Origin of the sequence: Cryptosporangium japonicum, assembly GCF_039524755.1 — a bacterium.
Classification (GTDB): Bacteria; Actinomycetota; Actinomycetes; order Mycobacteriales; family Cryptosporangiaceae; genus Cryptosporangium; species Cryptosporangium japonicum.
Genome location: NZ_BAAAGX010000020.1, coordinates 282,071 through 296,605 on the forward strand (window position 1 = coordinate 282,071; position 14,535 = coordinate 296,605).

Annotated in this window: 11 protein-coding genes; 5 read left to right on the plus strand and 6 right to left on the minus strand. The window is 70.4% G+C overall.

Annotated elements, in window-relative coordinates; all coding sequences use genetic code 11:
• Nucleotides 1-8 precede the first annotated feature (8 nt).
• Together ABD437_RS26500 and ABD437_RS26505 are read left to right on the plus strand one after the other, a co-directional pair.
• Nucleotides 9-824 carry a class I SAM-dependent methyltransferase gene (locus tag ABD437_RS26500; RefSeq protein ID WP_344651635.1) on the plus strand — a complete coding sequence of 272 codons (816 nt, stop codon included), beginning with the start codon at nucleotides 9-11 and terminating at the stop codon, nucleotides 822-824.
• Nucleotides 825-846: 22 nt separating this feature from the next.
• On the plus strand, nucleotides 847-3,894 hold the full coding sequence (locus tag ABD437_RS26505) for a tetratricopeptide repeat protein (RefSeq protein WP_344651636.1): 3,048 nt from the start codon (nucleotides 847-849) through the stop codon (nucleotides 3,892-3,894).
• A gap of 8 nt (nucleotides 3,895-3,902) precedes the next feature.
• Here the strand turns inward: ABD437_RS26505 and dxs are convergent, their stop codons facing one another.
• Together dxs and ABD437_RS26515 are read right to left on the minus strand one after the other, a co-directional pair.
• Complete coding sequence (gene dxs / locus ABD437_RS26510; protein ID WP_425558248.1) at nucleotides 3,903-5,798, minus strand: 1-deoxy-D-xylulose-5-phosphate synthase; 1,896 nt, start codon at nucleotides 5,796-5,798, stop codon at nucleotides 3,903-3,905.
• Between the two features lie 141 nt (nucleotides 5,799-5,939).
• Nucleotides 5,940-7,001, minus strand: a complete 1,062-nt coding sequence (locus tag ABD437_RS26515; protein WP_425558249.1) for a sugar ABC transporter substrate-binding protein — start codon at nucleotides 6,999-7,001, stop codon at nucleotides 5,940-5,942.
• A gap of 284 nt (nucleotides 7,002-7,285) precedes the next feature.
• Between ABD437_RS26515 and ABD437_RS26520 the strand changes: the two genes are divergently transcribed.
• The gene (locus ABD437_RS26520) at nucleotides 7,286-8,467 is read left to right on the plus strand and encodes an ROK family transcriptional regulator (RefSeq protein ID WP_344651639.1); all 1,182 of its coding nucleotides are present in this window, start codon (nucleotides 7,286-7,288) and stop codon (nucleotides 8,465-8,467) included.
• Here the strand turns inward: ABD437_RS26520 and ABD437_RS26525 are convergent.
• Together ABD437_RS26525 and ABD437_RS26530 are read right to left on the minus strand one after the other, a co-directional pair.
• Nucleotides 8,464-9,804 (minus strand): class I SAM-dependent RNA methyltransferase, encoded by a 1,341-nt coding sequence (locus tag ABD437_RS26525; RefSeq protein WP_344651640.1) that lies wholly within the window; start codon nucleotides 9,802-9,804, stop codon nucleotides 8,464-8,466. The two genes, ABD437_RS26520 and ABD437_RS26525, sit on opposite strands and share 4 nt — an antisense overlap.
• The gene (locus ABD437_RS26530; protein WP_344651641.1) at nucleotides 9,801-11,801 is read right to left on the minus strand and encodes an APC family permease; all 2,001 of its coding nucleotides are present in this window, start codon (nucleotides 11,799-11,801) and stop codon (nucleotides 9,801-9,803) included. The genes ABD437_RS26525 and ABD437_RS26530 overlap by 4 nt, the downstream gene beginning before the upstream one ends.
• Before the next feature lie 89 nt (nucleotides 11,802-11,890).
• On the opposite strand from ABD437_RS26530, the gene ABD437_RS26535 reads away from it, so the two are divergent.
• Nucleotides 11,891-12,562, plus strand: coding sequence for a potassium channel family protein (locus ABD437_RS26535; RefSeq protein WP_344651642.1), 672 nt, complete (start codon nucleotides 11,891-11,893; stop codon nucleotides 12,560-12,562).
• 2 nt (nucleotides 12,563-12,564) lie between these two features.
• On the plus strand, nucleotides 12,565-13,236 hold the full coding sequence (locus ABD437_RS26540) for a potassium channel family protein (protein WP_425558238.1): 672 nt from the start codon (nucleotides 12,565-12,567) through the stop codon (nucleotides 13,234-13,236).
• Here the strand turns inward: ABD437_RS26540 and ABD437_RS26545 are convergent.
• Nucleotides 13,225-14,088, minus strand: a complete 864-nt coding sequence (locus ABD437_RS26545; protein WP_344651643.1) for a DUF3159 domain-containing protein — start codon at nucleotides 14,086-14,088, stop codon at nucleotides 13,225-13,227. The two genes, ABD437_RS26540 and ABD437_RS26545, sit on opposite strands and share 12 nt — an antisense overlap.
• Nucleotides 14,085-14,480 carry an OB-fold nucleic acid binding domain-containing protein gene (locus ABD437_RS26550; protein WP_344651644.1) on the minus strand — a complete coding sequence of 132 codons (396 nt, stop codon included), beginning with the start codon at nucleotides 14,478-14,480 and terminating at the stop codon, nucleotides 14,085-14,087. The genes ABD437_RS26545 and ABD437_RS26550 overlap by 4 nt, the downstream gene beginning before the upstream one ends.
• Between the last annotated feature and the right edge of the window lie 55 nt (nucleotides 14,481-14,535).

A 14,535-nucleotide genomic window follows, 5' to 3' on the forward strand; every position in this document is an offset into this window, starting at 1 on the left:
GGGGCTCAGTGAACGAGCGGGTAGCGACCACGTCCGGTTCCGGATCCAGCTACAAATTCGGTGACACCGATCTGGCGGCGACGCGACTGCGAACGGTTGCTCAGGTTTTCGAGCATTCGAGTCGCGATTTCATCACTGGAGCTGTCGATCGTCCGATCGGTTTGGCGGTAGACCTCGGTAGCGGCCCCGGTTACACCACTCGAATCGTGGCGGAGAGCACGCGGGCGGCAAACACCGTCGGCTTGGACAGTTCTCCGTCATTCCTCGCCGCGGCCGCCGCAGACACAAGTCGGCCGGGTCTCGTGTTCCACCAGCACGACGTCACGATCGTCCCGTTCCCTGTCGGCCCGGCGGACCTGCTCTATTGCCGATTTCTGCTCTCTCATCTGACCGATCCGGACGCCGTGCTGACGCGGTGGGCGGGCCAGCTCGCCGACGGCGGACTCCTCCTGATCGATGAGGTCGAGTACGTACGCACCGACCATCCGGTGTTGGCGTTCTACCAACAGGTGGTCACGACCCTGCTGGGTCGCAACAACCAGTTGCTCGAGATCGGCTCCACCCTGGCTCGCATGTCCGCGCCGCCGCGGACCGAACGTCTGGAGAGCGCACTCGTCACGGTCCGGCCCGCCGCACGCGACATCGGCACCATGTTCCTGTTGAACCTGAGCACCTGGCGACGCGACACCTCAATAACAGAGATATTTTCCTCCGTCGATCTGGATAGGCTCGAAGCCGACTTGAGCGACGTAGCTGAGGGCCGATTGGTCGCTAGCGCCGAGTGGGGAATGCGGCAAATACTGTATCGGCGCGTTCACGAGTGACACGCCGCGCAGTGGGGGGACCATGCCGGATTCCGCGCGACCGGATTCTGACGGCCGCAAGAACTTCTTCATCAGCTACACCGCCGCGGACCGGCAGTGGGCGGAATGGATCGCTTGGCAACTCGAGGGCGCCAATTATTCGGTCGTGATTCAAGCCTGGGATTTCCGGCCGTCGGAGAACTTCGTCAGCCGGATGAACGAGGCGCTCGAGATCGCCGACTGCACTCTTGCCGTCGTGTCACCCGCCTATGTGGCCTCGAAATACTGCACCAAGGAGTGGACGGGTGCATTCATCCGCGCGACGGAAGGCGACGGGCGCCTGCTCCTGGTCCAGGTGGAAAAGTGCAGCATGCCAGCCTTGCTGGAGGGTGAGATACGCATCGGCTTGACTGGTCTCGACGACCCGGCCGAGGCGCGTAAGACGCTGCTCCAAGGCCTGACGACAGGACGGGTCAAGCCGGACGAGGAGCCGCGCTTTCCGCGCGAGCGGCTCGGAGCGGCACCGTTTCCCGGCACGCCGACGACGCTCGCCGGTCCGATCGCTGGGCGGGATCCTCATTTCACCGGCCGGCTGGATGCCCTGGCGGCGATCCACTCCACGCTTCGGGGAATCGACGAGCCCATGGTCATCCAGGCCGTGCACGGCCTGGGCGGCATCGGGAAGACCCACCTGGCGACCGAGTACTGCTATCGGTTCCGGATGGACTACCGGATGGTCTGGTGGGTCCCGGCGGAACGACCCGAGCTGATCACGGCCGAGCTCGACGCGATGGCGCGCCGCCTGAAACTGCCGGATCTACCGGTCGCCGACGACCCGAATGACCACCTCGTCCAACGCCGCAACCAGGTCTACGATCGCCTCGACCAGTACGGCGACTGGTTGATCGTGCTCGACAACGCGCCCGACCCGCAGGCGGTACGCGACTACCTCCCCCGTGAGCGACGCGGAAGAGCGCTCATCACGTCTCGGCACACTGCGTGGAGCGGCTTGGCACGGCCGCTGGGTCTCGACGTCATGCACCGGCCGGAGTCGGTGCTGCTGCTCCAGAAGCGTTTGCCGGAGTTGACGATCGAGGACGCCGACCAGTTGGCGCACCTGCTCGGCGACTTGCCGCTCGCGTTGGATCAGGCCGCTTCCTACCTCGAGTTCGCGAAGGTCGATCTCGCGACCTACCGCACGCTCTTCGAGAGCGCCCGTTCGCGCCTCTTCTCCGACAAGACGGCGCGGCCGACGCACTATCGCTTGAGCATTGAAACCACCTGGCGCATGGCGATCGAGACGATCGGGTCGCCCGCCGCCAGTTACCTGCTCTATCTGATTGCGCTGCTCAATCCCGACCAGATCCCCCGGGCCGCTCTGCAGCGGGTTGCCGACCATCTGCCGGAATCGCTCGGCGCAGCTTTTGCCGGCACCGCGGACTACGTGGAGGCGACCGCGCAACTTCTCGGCTTCTCGCTGATCAAGGGCAACAGCAGTCACCTGTCGATCCACCGTCTGATGCAGTTCGTCGTGCGGGATCACCTCGAGGAAGTCGATCCGGAGGCCGCCCGGGCTCTGCACAACGGGCTGGTGTCGTGGCTCGCCGCCGAAGTTCGATCTAGTTCGGACCGGCAACACGACGAACTCATGCCCCATGTCCAGGCGGTTCTCGATCGAGCCACTCCGGAGATCGACGCCGCACCGGTCGTCCGCCTGTGCGAGTTCGCCGGTACCTACCTGCATCACCGGCTCCGACTGGCCGACGCACACGACCTGATTCGGCGCGCGATCACGTTGAGCGTGGGGGCCGACCTCAACGACGACCTGCCGCTGTGGCAGATCAAGGCCGAGTACGCGGCGATCTTGCAGGAGCAGGGCCGCAATGCCGACGCACGGGTGGAGTACGCGACCGCGTTCGTCACGGCCGAGACGATGTACGGCCCGGACGACATGCGCGTAGCCGTTCTGGTCAGCCAGATCGGGCGGCTACTGCAGGTCGACGGCGACCTGGACGGAGCCTACGACCGGCTCACGCGCGCTGATGCGGTGGCCGCGGCCAGCGGTAACGCGAGCGATCCACGACGCGCCCGCATCGTCAGCAATCTCGGCCGCGTGCTGCAGGACCGGGGGCGGATGTTCGAGGCCCGCGACGCCTACCAGCGTGCGCTCGACCTCGCGATCGCGGCCTACGGCGCTGACGATCCCCACCCGGCGATGTACCGCAACGATCTCGCGGGTGCGTTGCAGTACATCGGCGACGTCCGCAGAGCCCGCCGCGAGCTCAAACGGTGCCTCACCACCCTGGACGCGCACTACGGACCGGACAGCACGCGAACGGTCGCGCCGCGCGCCAATCTCGGCGGCGTGCTCCATGACTCCGGCGACCTCGTCGGAGCACGAACCGCGTTCGAGACCGCGTTGGACATTCTCCACCGCAATCCGAGAGGGAACACCACCCGTATCGCCGATCTGTCCGCCGCCCTGGGTGTGGTGCTCCGCGACTTGGGTGAGCACGACGAAGCGGTACGCCTCCTGACCTACGCGCTGGAGCAGGAAGAGTCCGCTTACGGGCCAGGGCACCCTCGCACCGCAACGATCCGCGTGCACTTCGGTGTGGGTCTTCTCGGCCAGGACCCGGCGCGAGCACACGCGCTACTGAAGCAGGCCTTGACGACAACGGCGAATACCTATGGAACTCACCATCCGCGCGTCGCGGCCATCCGGACGAACCTCGGCATCGCCCAGCAGGACATCGGAGAGCTCGCCGCAGCCAAGGAGTCCCACCTGCGGGCATTTCTCGATACCGAGACCGCATATGGTCACAAACACCGCCGCATCGCAGCGATCTGCGCCAATCTCGCTCGCGTCCTGGTCGTCGAGGAGCCGCCGGCCGCCCTCCGGCAGCTCGAACGGGCCGCGGCCACCGCACGCAAAGCGGTTCCGCCACGGCACTGGCGTCTTCCCGTGTTCGACCGGAGCGTGCAGGAGCTTCGACAGCGCATCGAGGACGGCACGGCTGCCGGCCTCGAGTTGCCGTTCGTCCCCATCACGCTCCGGACGTATCAGCAATCGGCGGTGATCGACCTCTAGCGGCCCGCTCAGCTGGTGAACGAGCCCTCGGTGGGTTGCTCGGCCAGGGAGGCGACCCACTCGGTGATCTGCCGGGCGATGTCCTGCGCGGTGAGCCCCAGGTCGGTGAGGATCTCCGAGCGCGAGCCGTGCGGGTGCCAGGCGGCGGGCACGCCCAGGTCGCGGACCGGCACCGAGACGCCGGCGTCGGAGAGGGCCTGGACCAGCGCCGTGCCGACGCCGCCGGCGCGGACGCCGTCCTCCAGCGACACGACGAGCGCCGCGTCGCCGGCCAGCGTCACGAGCGCGTCGTCGACCGGGCGCACCCAGCGCGGGTCGACCACGGTGACGCGGATGCCGTGCTCGGCGGCGCGGGTGGCGACCTCGACCGCCGTGTGGGCGAACGCGCCGACCGACACCAGCAGCACATCGGGCTTCTGGCCGGCGTCGACGAGCACGTCGACCCCGCCGACGCGGGACACCGCGGGCAGGTCCACCGGCACCGCACCGGTGGGGAACCGCACCACGGTCGGGCCGTCGGACACCGCGACGGCCTCGCGGAACTCCTCGCGCAGGGTCGCCGCGTCACGGGGAGCCGCCACCCGGATGCCCGGCACGACACCGAGGATCGACAGGTCCCAGATGCCGTAGTGGCTCGGCCCGTCGGGCCCGGTGATGCCGGCCCGGTCGAGCACGAACGTCACCGGCAGGCCGTGCATCGCGACGTCGAGCAGCGTCTGGTCGAACGCGCGGTTGAGGAACGTGGCGTAGACCGCCACCACCGGGTGCATGCCGCCCATCGCCAGGCCGGCCGCGGAGGTCACCGCGTGCTGCTCGGCGATACCGACGTCGAACGCGCGCTCGGGGTAGCGGGCCGCCAGCTTGTCGATGCCGGTGGGGATGGCCATCGCCGCGGTGATGCCGACGACGTCGGGCCGCTCGTCGGCCACCTCGACGAGTTCCTCGGCGAAGACCTTGGTCCACTTCAGCGCCGGGGCCGCGAGCGGCTTGCCGGTGGCCGGGTCGAACGCGCCCGGGCCGTGGAAGTTGTCGGCCTCGTCGGCCTCGGCCGGCGCGTACCCGAAGCCCTTACGGGTGACCGTGTGCACGATCACCGGGCCGCCGAACGACTTCGCCCGGCGCAGCGCCGACTCCAGCGCGCCCAGGTCGTGCCCGTCGACCGGGCCGACGTACTTGAGGCCGAGGTCCTCGAACATGCCCTGCGGGCTGATCGCGTCCTTCAGGCCCCGCTTGACGCCGTGCAGCGCGTCGTAGAGCGGCGCGCCGACCAGCGGGGTACGTGACAGCGAGTCACGCACCAGGTCGAGCACCCGCTCGTACCCGGGGTTGAGGCGCAGCGTCGCGAGGTGGTTGGCCAGGCCGCCGATCGTCGGCGCGTAGGAGCGGCCGTTGTCGTTGACCACGATCACGACCTGCCGGTCCTTGCCGGCGGCGATGTTGTTTATCGCCTCCCAGCACATCCCGCCGGTAAGCGCGCCGTCCCCGACGACCGCGACGACCGCCCGCTTCTCCTCACGCAGCGCGAACGCCTTGGCCAGGCCGTCGGCGTAGGAGAGCGCGGTGGAGGCGTGCGAGTTCTCGATCAGGTCGTGCGGCGACTCGGCGCGGCTGGGGTACCCGGAGAGGCCGCCGCGCTGGCGGAGCTTCTCGAAATCCTGCCGGCCGGTGAGCAGCTTGTGCACGTACGCCTGGTGCCCGGTGTCGAACAGGATCTTGTCCGTCGGCGAATCGAACACGCGGTGCAGCGCGATCGTCAGCTCGACCGCACCGAGGTTGGGGCCGAGGTGCCCACCGGTGCGTGACACCTTGGCCACCAGGAAGTCACGGATCTCCGCGGCCAGCGTCGGCAAGGCCTCCGCGGGCAGGGCCCGCAGGTCCTCAGGAGTGGACACGCTGGCCAACAGCTCATGGGCCTGGTCGGTCACGGTGGCGGCAACTCCTCGCGCTGCGGGGTGTGGGGGGCGAGGTTTTCGAGTCTAGCTACGCCCTGCTCATCTGCATCTCGAGGTCGGAAACGCGCACCGGAACTTCACAAAACAACTACATCACTGGAGGCCGGCCGTTTTGCAGGCCGTCGCGTAGTCGGGCGTGCAGATCTGCGCCACCGTGTAGAACTGGTCGGCGACGACCGTGCGCTTGATGTTGTCCTTGGTGACCGCGACCGGGGGCAGCAGCACCGAGGGGACGTCCTTGACGCCGTTGTTCACCTTCGCGTCGGCGCCGACCACGTCGCGGCCCAGCACCAGGGCCACGGCCATCTCGGCGGCCTTCTCGGCCTCCGGCTGGATGGCCTTGTACACGGTCATGTACTGGTCACCGTTGATGATCCGCTGGATCGCGGCGAGCTCGGCGTCCTGGCCGGTGACCGGCGGGAGCGGGCTGACACCGGCGGCCTTCATCGCGGCGATCGCGCCACCGGCGGTGCCGTCGTTGGCGGCGTAGACGCCGACGAAGCCGTCCTTGCCCAGCGCGGAGATCTGGCCGTCCATGAACGTCTGGGCGTTCTCCGGCTTCCACTCCGGCGTGAAGTAGTCGCCGGCCGGCTGGAGCCGGAAGCCCGACGTGCTCAGCACCGACTTCGCGCCCTTGTTGAACAGCCGCGCGTTGTTGTCGGTCGGCGAGCCGTTGATCATGACGACGTTGCCGCTGGTGGTGCCGTCGGCCTTGAGCTTCTCGACGAGCGAGGTGGCCTGCAGCGCGCCGACCTTCTCGTTGTCGAACGAGATGTAGAAGTCGACGTCGGCGCCGGTGACCAGCCGGTCGTAGGAGATGACCGGGACGTTCTTGGCCTTCGCCGCGCGGACGATGGTGGCGGCCGCGGCCCCGTCGACCGGGTCGAGGACGAGCACCTCGGCGTCGTCGTTCAGCGCGGACTCGGCCTGCTGCTGCTGCGTGTCGGTCTGCTGGTTGGCGTTGCTGTACACGACGTCGCAGCGGGCGCAGAGCGCCTTGACCTTCGCCTCGAACAGCGGTTTGTCGAACTGTTCGTACCGGGTCGTCTGGGATTCCGGGAGCAGCAGGGCGATCTTGGCGGTGTCGCTGCTGCGGTCGGAGTCGGGATCCTGGTCCGAGCTCTCGCACGCGGTCGCGGTGAGCGCCAGCAGCATGGCAGCGGCTACAGCGACGCCGCGACGCAGAGTGAACACCAATCCTCCCGATGGGGACACCTCGGTAACACCGGATCGACACACGGGGTCGATGGTCTGCACCTTCGCTTTGCACGCGGGTTCCGTCAAGGAGCACCCGTAACGGTTTGGTTTCGTCGGTGACCCTACGCTTCGCTGGATCGATAAAGGCAATGAAAGCCGCTAAACAAGCAGTTCAAGGCCCATGCCGAGCCCCAGTTTTGTGTCGCGTTGACAGAACTGACGACACGCCCGACGATGCGTCCATGACGGACCAGGTGTCAGGAGTCACCGCGCTGGGCGGAAACCAACGCCGCCTCGCCGATGCCCTGCGGGCGATGGGACCGAGCACCCGAGCGGATCTGGCGGCGGCGACCGGCCTCTCCAGAGCCACCGTATCGACGACGCTCAGTGATCTCGCGGACATCGGGCTGGTCGTCGAACCCGGGGGCACCGCACCCGCCGGTCCCGCCGGTGGCCGGCCGGCCGCGGTCGTCCAGCTCGCGCCCGGTGCGGGCGTCGTGGCCGGCGTGGACATCGGGCGACGTCACGTGAACGTCGCCGTCGCCGACCTCGCGCACACCGTCATCGCCGAGCGCGGCGAACGGCTCGCGCCCAACGGGGAGCCCACCGCCGAGCACACGCTCGACCTGGCCGCGTCGCTCGTCGTCGAGGCGGTGGAGGAGTCCGGCCACCGCATGGCCGACGTCATCGGGGTCGGTCTCGGCCTGCCCGCGCCGGTGGTGAGCGGCACCGGGCTGCTCGGCGCGTCGAACATACTGCCCGCCTGGGCCGGGCTGGCCCCCTCGCTCGAACTCGGGCGGCGCCTCGCGCTCCCCGTCCACGTCGAGAACGACGCCAACCTGGGCGCGCTCTCCGAACACACCTGGGGCGCCGGGCGCGGCAGCGAAGCACTCGTCTACCTGAAGCTCGGCACCGGGATCGGCGGCGGGCTCGTCGTCGGCGGCCGGTTGTTCCGCGGTATCTCCGGCACCGCCGGGGAGATCGGCCACCTGAGCCTGGACGCGGCCGGCGACGTGTGCCGGTGCGGCAACCGCGGCTGCCTCGAGCTGGTGGCCGGCGGGGCGGCGCTGGTCTCGGTGCTGGGACGCGGGCGACCGGAGGTGCGGACGCTGGCCGACGTCGTCCGGCTGGTCGCCGACGGTGACGCCCCGTGCCGGCGGATCGTCTCGGACGCCGGCACCGCGATCGGCATCGCGCTCGGCGGCCTGGTCAACCTGCTCAACCCGGACCGGGTCGTGGTGGGCGGCGAGCTGGCCGCCACCGGCCGCGTCCTGCTCGATCCGCTGCGCCACGCGCTGGGCCGCAGCGCGGTGCCGTCGGCCGTCGACGCGGTGGACGTGGTGCAGGGCACGCTGGGCGGCCGCGCCGAAGCCCTCGGCGCGGTGGCCCTGGTCCTGCGCGAACCGTCCCCGGCCGTTCCCTAAGCGCGCACCAGCGTGCCGACGCACTCCACGTGGTGGGTCATCGGGAACGCGTCGAACGCGCGCACCCGGGTGAGCGCGTACCCCTCGTCGGCGAACGTCGCGACGTCGCGGGCGAACGCCGCCGGGTCGCACGCCACGTAGGCGACGGCCCGGGGGCTGCGCGACGCCACCTCACGCACCACCGCGGCGCCCGCGCCGGAGCGGGGCGGGTCGAGCACGACCAGGTCGTGCTTCCCGGCCAGGCCGCCGTCCAGCGCCTTGTCGACCCGCGCGGTGACGACCTCGACGTGGGCCAGGTCACGCAGGTTGCGGCGGGCGTCGTCGCAGGCGCCCTTGTCGGCCTCCACGGCCACCACCCGGCCGTCCGGCCCGACGCGCTCGGCGAGCACCCCGGCGAAGAGGCCGGCTCCGGCGTACAGGTCGAGCACCGACTCGCCCGGCTGCGGCGCCAGCGCCTCGAGGACCGCGTCGACGAGCGCGCCCGGGGCCTCCGGGTGCACCTGCCAGAACCCGTCGGCACGCACGTACCACCGGCGCCCCGCGGCGACCTCGCGCACCCGGCGGTGGCCGCGCACCGCCTCGGCGGCCGGCCGCCCGGTGTTGCGTACCGGCGAGGACGCCGCCAGCACCGCGACCGACTCGGGCAACTCCTCGGGCAGCTCCACGACGACCGGCCGGCGCGGTGCGGGCCGGCCGTGCGGACGGCGCCGGTGCTCACGCGCACCCGACGGCTTGACGTCGAGCACCAGCGCGTCGTCGCCGGCGCCGGAGGCCACCGCCTCCACCGCGGTCGTCCCCGGCCACGGCAGGTCGGTGACGCCGAGCGCCTCGATCCGCGGATCGGCGATCAGGCAGCGCTCCACCGGCAGCACCTCGCGGGACCGGTGCGGGTGCAGCCCGGCCCGACCGGCGGGATCCACCGCGAACTGCACGCGCGTCCGCCAGCCCAGCGAGCCGCCGGCCAGCTCCTCGACGCCGTCGAAGATCTCGTCGACCGCGGCCACCCGGCCCAGCCGCGTCAGTTGCTCACGCACCACCGCGGCCTTCAACGAGCGCTGCGCCGGCGGAGCCACGTGCTGCAGGTCACATCCGCCGCACCCGCCCGGGTGCGCGTACGGGCACGGCGGCTCCACCCGGTCGGGGGACGCACGCACCACCGACACCGCGTCCGCCCGGCAGAACGACCCGCCGCGGTCCTCGGTCACCGCGGCGACGACCCGCTCCCCCGGCAGCGCGTGCCGGACGAACACCACCCGGCCCTCGTGCCGCCCGACGCAGTGCCCGCCGTGCGCGAACGCCTCGACGTCCAGCTCGAACGACTGCCCCACCCAGCTCATGGCGTCCCCGTGCGGTCGAGACCACGACGCACCGCGCCGGGCCCGGTCACCCGGTCCGCCCGGTCCGGATCGCGGCCCTCGGTGGACGACAGCTGCCACGGCACACTCGTCACCATCACCCCGGGTTCGAACAGCAGCCGGCCCTTGAGCCGCAGCGCGCTCTGGTTGTGCAACAGGTGCTCCCACCAGTGCCCGACCACGTACTCCGGGATGAACACGGTCACCACGTCACGCGGCGACTCCCGGCGCAGCCCGTGCACGAAGTCGAGGATCGGCCGGGTGATCTCCCGGAACGGCGATTCCACCACGGTCAGCGGCAGCGTGATGCCCCGCCGGTCCCACTCCTCCTGCAGCGTGCGCGTCGACTGGTCGTCGACGTTCACGGTCACCGCGGTCAGCGAGTCCGGCCGGGTCGCCTTCGCGTACGCCAGCGCCCGCAGCGTCGGCTGGTGCAGCGTGGACACCAGCACGACCGCGTGGTTGCGCGAGGGCAGGATCGGCTTCTCCTCGGTGGGGCGCAGCTCCTCGGCCACCCGGTTGTAGTGCTTCCGGATGCCCAGCATCAGCAGGTAGATGAACGCCATCGCGGCGATCGCGATCCAGGCGCCCTGCAGGAACTTCGTGGCCAGCACGATGATCAGCACGGTGCCGGTCATCACCAGGCCGAACGCGTTGATGCCCTGGGAGCGGCGCATCCGGCGGCGCGTTCCCGGGTCGCGCTCGACGCGCAGCAGCCGGTTCCAGTGCCGCACCATGCCGATCTGGCTCAGCGTGAACGAGACGAACACGCCGACGATGTAGAGGTGGATCAGCGCGCTGGGGTCGGCGTCGAACGCGACCAGCAGGATCCCGGCGGCCACCGCGAGGAACACGATGCCGTTGCTGAACGCCAGCCGGTCACCGCGGGTGTGCAGCTGCCGGGGCAGGTACCGGTCCTGGGCGAGGATCGAGGCCAGCACCGGGAACCCGTTGAACGCGGTGTTCGCGGCCAGCACCAGGATCAGCGCGGTCATGAACGTGACGAAGTAGAAGCCCGGGCTGAAGCCGGCGAAGATCGTCTCGCCGAGCTGGGCCACCACGGTCTTCTGCACGTACCCCTCGGGGGCGCCGGCGAGCTGGGTGGCCGGGTCCTCCACGTACTGCAGGCCGGTCAGCCGGGCCAGCCAGATCATGCAGAGCATCATCGCGACCGAGATCAGCCCGAGCATGAGCAGCGTCGTCGCGGCGTTCTTGCTCTTGGGCTTGCGGAACGCCGGCACGCCGTTGCTGATCGCCTCGACGCCGGTCAGCGCCGCACACCCGGACGAGAACGCCCGGGCCAGCAGGAACACCAGCCCGATGCCGGCCAGCGTCTCCTCGCCGTGGAACTCGAAGCCGGCGCTCTCGGCACGCACCTCGTCGCCGGAGACGAAGATCCGGAACAGGCCCCAGAGCACCATGCCGAAGATCGCGACCATGAAGCCGTAGGTGGGGATCGCGAACGCCACCCCGGACTCGCGCACCCCGCGCAGGTTCAGCGAGGTCAGCAACGCGACGAGCAGGACCGCCACCAGCATCTGGTGGTTGTCGAGCGCCGGGATCGCGGACGCCAGGTTCTGCACGCCGGAGGCCACCGACACGGCCACGGTCAGCACGTAGTCGACGAGCAGCGCGCTGGCCACGACGAGCCCGAAGCCCGGGCCGAGGTTCGTGTTCACCACCTCGTAGTCGCCGCCGCCGGACGGGTACGCGTGCACGTTCTGCCGGTAGGAGGCCACGACCGTGAGCAGGACGACGACGACCGCCAGCCCGATCCACGGCGAGAGGTGGTAGGTGGCCAGGCCCGCCGCGCTCAGCGTCGCGAGGATCTCGGCGGGGGCGTAGGCGACCGACGAGAGGGCGTCGGAGGCGAAGACCGGCAGCGCGACGCGCTTGGGCAACAGCGTTTCCGCGAGCTTGTCGCTGCGGAGCGCCCGTCCGATGACGAGGCGCTTGAACACGGACGTCGGGGACGGCACGGCGATAGCGTACGTCTGCCCCCTGCGCGCGGCCGGATAGGGCGGCAGGTAGTACCGTGCGGACCAGTCAGCGCTGGAAGGATGCGCACGTGCACATCGTCATCATGGGCTGCGGTCGCGTGGGTTCGACGCTCGCGCAGAGCCTGGAGAAGCGCGGGCACACCGTGGCCGTCATCGACCAGAACCCCGACGCGTTCCGCCGTCTCGGCCCGAACTTCGCCGGTTCGACGGTCACCGGGGTGGGGTTCGAGCGCCGCACGCTCGAGGAGGCCGGCATCGACCGGGCCGACGCGTTCGCGGCGGTGAGCAGCGGCGACAACTCGAACATCATCTCCGCGCGGCTGGCCCGCGAGACGTTCGGCGTGCAGCGCGTGGTCGCGCGCATCTACGACCCCCGCCGCGCCGCGGTCTACGAGCGGCTCGGCATCCCCACCGTCGCCACCGTGCGCTGGACCTCCGACCAGGTGCTCCGCGCGCTCATGCCGGAGAGCTCGGTCGAGGTCTGGCGCGACCCGTCGGGCTCGATCGTGATGATCGAACCGGCGCTGCACCCCGGCTGGCTCACCCAGAAGATCTCCGCGCTGGAGGAGGCCACCGGTTTCCGGGTCGCGTACCTCACCCGGTTCGGCGTCGGCCACCTGTGCAGCAACTCGACGGTCATCCAGGAGGGCGACCGGATCTTCATCCTGGCGTCCGAGGGTCAGGTCGACAAGATCAGCCAGATCGCCGGCTCCGCTCCGGCCGAATCCAGGGGGCACTGAGCATGCGCGTCGCGATCGCGGGTGCGGGCAACGTCGGGCGTTCGGTGGCCAACGAGCTGGTGGAGAACGGTCACCAGGTGCTGCTGATCGACCGGGACCCCCGCCAGATGCGCAGCCACCTGGTGCCGGAGGCCGAGTGGATCCTGGCCGACGCGTGCGAGCTCGCCTCGCTCGACGACGCCGGGCTGGCCGGGTGCGACGTCGTGGTGGCCGCCACCGGTGACGACAAGGTCAACCTGGTCGTGTCGCTGCTGGCCAAGACCGAGTTCGCGGTGGCCAGGGTGGTGGCGCGGGTCAACCGGGCCGAGAACGAGTGGCTGTTCACCGACCAGTGGGGCGTCGACGTCTCGGTGAGCAAGCCGCGGCTGATGGCCGCGCTGGTCGAGGAGGCCGTGACGGTCGGTGACCTGGTGCGGCTGATGACGTTCCGGCAGGGCCAGGCCAACCTGGTCGAGATCACGCTGGCTCCCGACGCGCCCTACGTCGGGCGTCCGCTGCGTGAGGTACCGCTGCCGTCCGACGCCGCGCTGGTGGCGATCCTGCGGGGCGCGCGGGTGCTGGTGCCTACCCCCGACGACCCGCTGGAGTCCGGCGACGAGCTGATGTTCCTCTGCCCGCCCGACGCCGAGGACCGCGTCCACGCGGTGGTCAGCGGCGACGGCTCAAGCAGCTGACGCGATCGCTTTACGGCCGTACCAGACCGTGAACAGCAGGCACGCGCCGAACATCGGCCAGCCCATCGCCAGCGACGCCCAGCCCAGCGCGTCGGCGTTGTGCTGCGACCACAGGTAGATCTGCACGCCCGCCCGGATCGCGAACATCAGCGCCCACACCAGGCTGATCAGCGAGAACGCCCGCACGAGCGGCTTGCTCTCGCGCCAGGCCGGCGGAATCTCGGAGATGAACCGCCACGCGTACCCGATCACCGGGCGCCGGACCAGCACGGAGCCGGCGCACAGCAGCGCGCCGCCGCTGTTGCGGGCGATGTTGAGCAGGTAGAAGTCCTCGGCCTGGCCGGTGCGCGCCGCGATGAACGCCGCGATGCCGACCGCGAACAGCCCGTTGAGCGCGTGCCGCACCGAGTCCTTGCGGATCAGCCGGTAGGCCGCGATGAGCGCCGCGGACCCGACCGCCGCCCACAGCGCCGGCTTCAGCGACGTCGCCATGTTGACCAGGACGAACACCAGGACCGGCAGCGAGCTCTCGACCAGCCCGCGCAGGCCGCCGAGCTGCTCGCGGACCTGGTCGGCGATCGAGATCGGCTCGTCGTCCTTCGCGTCGTCGTCGGCCACCGCCTCGGCCGGCGCCTCCGGCGGGGTGATGACGACACGACGCCGCGGCGCCGGGTCACCCGGCGGAACATCCGTGATCAGCCGGACGGCCTCGTCCGCCATGACGTCCGCGACCCGGTCGGCGAGCTGCTCGTCGTCGACCCTGCGCGGCTCGGCGTCGACATACCTGCGCTGCTCGGCACCGGAAGACTGATCGGTACGGTCGCCGGTCGGCCGGGCGCGGTGGTCGGTCACGGTGTGGTCGGCTCCAGCGTGTAGAAGGGGTTGAAGATCACCTTACGACCATCCCGCAGAGCGAGACGCCCCTCGGCCGACAGTGAGCGGCCGGGCTCGATCCCCGCGATGCGGCGCCGGCCGAGGAACACCAGCGTGACCGAGCCGGTGCCGTCGAACAGCTCGGCCTCCAGCGTCGGCTGGTTGGTGCGCGGCGTGTACCGCACCGAGGTCAGGCGGCCGGCGACGGTGGCGACCCTCCCCCGCGGGCAGTCGCAGGCCTTCTGGGCGCCGGAACGGACGCTGGCCTCTTCCAGGGCCTCGGCGTCGAGTTCGCGGTCGGAAGCAGTGAAGCGACGCAACAGGCGTTTCAGACCCGAGTCCTCGTGGGTCCGCGGCAGCGTGTCAGTCATGGTGGGCACCTCAGCGACGAGTCGGCGCGGCTATGCCGTAGAACGCGTTAGCGTC